The organism is Nitrobacter sp. MLSD-S21, from assembly GCF_058809865.1.
The window spans coordinates 1-3,009 of sequence record NZ_JBXASZ010000019.1; the positions used below are offsets into that span (position 1 = coordinate 1).

At 62.9% G+C, this 3,009-nt stretch carries 1 protein-coding gene; it reads right to left on the reverse strand.

Annotated elements, in window-relative coordinates; translation table 11 throughout:
• A partial coding sequence (locus AC1RT6_RS21175) for a condensation domain-containing protein (RefSeq protein WP_493029657.1) occupies positions 1-2,998 on the reverse strand: 2,998 nt, incomplete at its 3' end.
• Between the last annotated feature and the right edge of the window lie 11 nt (positions 2,999-3,009).

The window sequence follows — 3,009 nt, forward strand, 5'->3', positions numbered from 1 at the left end:
GCCGCCACGCCAACCGGTTCGCCCGCGCGTTCAGCTCTCCATAGCTCAGCGCCTCGTCCCCAAACACCAGCGCGATCCCGTCGCAACAGCTGCGGACCTGCGATTCAAATTGCTCGATAAGGCCCCGGCGCGGCTCATCGCATCGGGTGTTGTTGGCGCGGGCGAGCAGGACATCATCTGCGGGATCACGATCCGCGATCATGCCGACCGGCCGATCGGCATCGACGCTCAACGCCTCCATCAAGCGCACAAAGGCATGTTGCAGCCGCGCGATCTGCGCCTCGTCGAAGTGCCTGCGCTGATAGTTGAAGGTCAGGCGGAACCGCTTGTCGAGACCGACGCTCGCGAACAGCGGATAATTGCTGGTCTCGACAAGCCTGGTCTTATCGACGCGAACCTGCTGGTTTTTCTCCGTCAGAGCATGGTCGATCGGATAATTCTCGAACACCAGGATGCTGTCGAACAGCGGCTGTCCGGGACGCCCGGCGAGACGCTGAATCTCATAGAGCGGTGTCCAGCCGAAGTCGCGCAAAGCCAGATTGTGATCCTGCAGCTCACGCAGCCAGGCTCCAACCTTCTGCTGCGGAGCGACGTCGTCGACAACCGGCAGCGTGTTGATGAACAGGCCGATCATCTCGTCTGCGCCCGCAAGCTCAGCTGGCCGGCCCGACACGGTGACGCCGAAACAGACCGCGCTCTGCCCGGTATGTCGCCGCAGCAACTGCGCCCATGCGGCCTGCGCCAGCGTGTTCATCGTGACGCGCTCGCGCGCTGCAAATTGCTGCAGCTTTTCGGTCAACCCCGCGTCCAGCTCCCGGGTGAGCGCGCCGTGGCCGCACGATCCCGCATCCGCGCGTTCGGACAAAAAGCTCGGCTGATCCAATCTGGCCATCGCATCGCGCCAGAAGGCGGCCGACACCTCGCCTGCCCGGTTCTGCAACCACGCGATGTAGTCACGGTAGCGATGCTGCAATGCCGGCAGCCGGCCTGCGCCATGATGCTGCATCACCTCGGAGATCAGACGCGCCGAACTCCAGCCATCGAACAGGATGTGATGATGAGTCCAGATCAGCCAATGCCGGTCGTCCCCAAGCCGTATCAGCCGCACCCGCTGCAAAGGCGGCCGCGACAGGTCAAAACCCGCGGCCTGTTCCTGACGGGAAACATCGGCCAGCGCAGCCTCCAATTGGGCTTCATCCCAATCGGCAACTCGCGCGCGCCAGTCATCCTCGACAAACGGCACCTCGGCACGGCGATAGACAATCTGCTGCGGCGAGCCGGACAGACCGCGCCATACGAAGCCGGTTCTTAGAACCGCATGGCGATCGCTGACCGCCTGCCAGGCCCGGCGTAACCCTTCGGCATTGACGCCACGCACTTCCGCCGCAACCTGATTGACGTAAAGTTCGCGCTCACCGTCGTGCATCGTGTGGAACAGCATGCCCTGCTGCATCGGCGACAGCGGATAAATGTCCTCGATCTCACGCCATTCCAGTGCGAGATGATCGAGCTCGCCCTGCCCAAGGCCAGACAGTGCGACATCCGATGGCGTGAGACCGCAGGCGCCGCTGGTGCAGTGATCGACCAGCTCGCGCACCGCAGTCTCATATGAAGCAGCCAATAGCTCGATCGTTTTCCGCTGGTAGCGCTTCCGGCCAAAGCTGAACGATAACCGCAGCTCCCCGTCTTTTACCTGGCCGTTGATGCTGAGCCAGCGGCCAAGCGGCGCGCTGTTGCTACGCGCCGGTCCGGCGCTCTCGGGCGCAAGCCGGAACGGGGCGCTCTCACTAAAACTGGAATCGAACTGGCCGAGGTAGTTGAAAACGATGCGTGGCTCAGAAAGCTGAGCCAGCGCATCACGTTGCGCTTCGGTGCCGTGATAGCGCAACACGCCATAGCCAAGCCCGCGGGCCGGAATCGCCCGGAGCTCTTCCTTGGTGGATTTGATCAGCGTCGCATCGTCCGCCGACCCGCCCGGCAAACGCACGGGGAAAGCCGTGGTGAACCACCCTACCGTCCGGGAAATGTCGACGCCTGCGAAAATATCCTCGCGGCCGTGCCCTTCAAGTTCAACAACGATCTGCTCAATTCCACTCCACCGCGCGATTGCTCGCGCAAGCCCCGCGAGCAACAGATCATTGACCTGTGTCCGGTAGGCCGATGGCGCTTCCTTCAGCAGGCGCGCGGTCAACTCTGCGTCGAAGGCGAGCGAAACCTCCTCGCCGTCGACAACGCGATCGATACCCGCATCGTCATCGCACGGCAGTTCCGCCTGCGCTCCCCGTTCCAGCCAATAGGGCAGCTCCGCCGCCAATTGTTCCGTCTGGCCAAAAGCCTGTAGCCGCGCACCCCACGACGCATAGGAATGGCTCGGCGCCAACATAACGCGCGATTTGCCCTGCTGAATCTGCTCATATGCCGCCGCAAAGTCTTCGAGCAGGACTCGCCACGACACGCCATCGACAACAAGATGATGCACGACCAACAGGAGCCGCTGGCTGCCGTCAGTGAGATCCATTCCAACCAGGCGCAAAAGCGGTCCGGTCAGCGACAGACTTGCCTGGGCCGCAGAAGCGACGGCGGTGACGTCGGCAGCATCGCGAATCCCGCTTCGATGCCAAAACAGTTCCGAGACTTCGGATGCAGCGCCATAACTCGCACGCCAAACGCCTTCGATCTCTTCGAAGCTGAGACGCAAGGCCGCATGATGCGCCACGATCGCGGCGGCCGTGACCTCCACGACGGCCCAATCGAGCCGGGACTTTGGTATCAACAGGACGGCCTGATTCCAGTGATGTCGCTCCCCGGCATCCTCGCTGAAGAAGCGCGCCTGAATCGGCAGCAGCGGATGATCGCTGCCTTCGAGATCTCCTTGGGGCGGAGCATCGCTTTCCTTCGGTTCGTTGCGCGCAACTCGCGCCAGCTCCTGCAACGTCTGATGACGGAAGACATCGCGCGGCTCGATCAGCAGACCTGCCTGGCGGGCGCGGCCGACCATTTGCAGCGAGA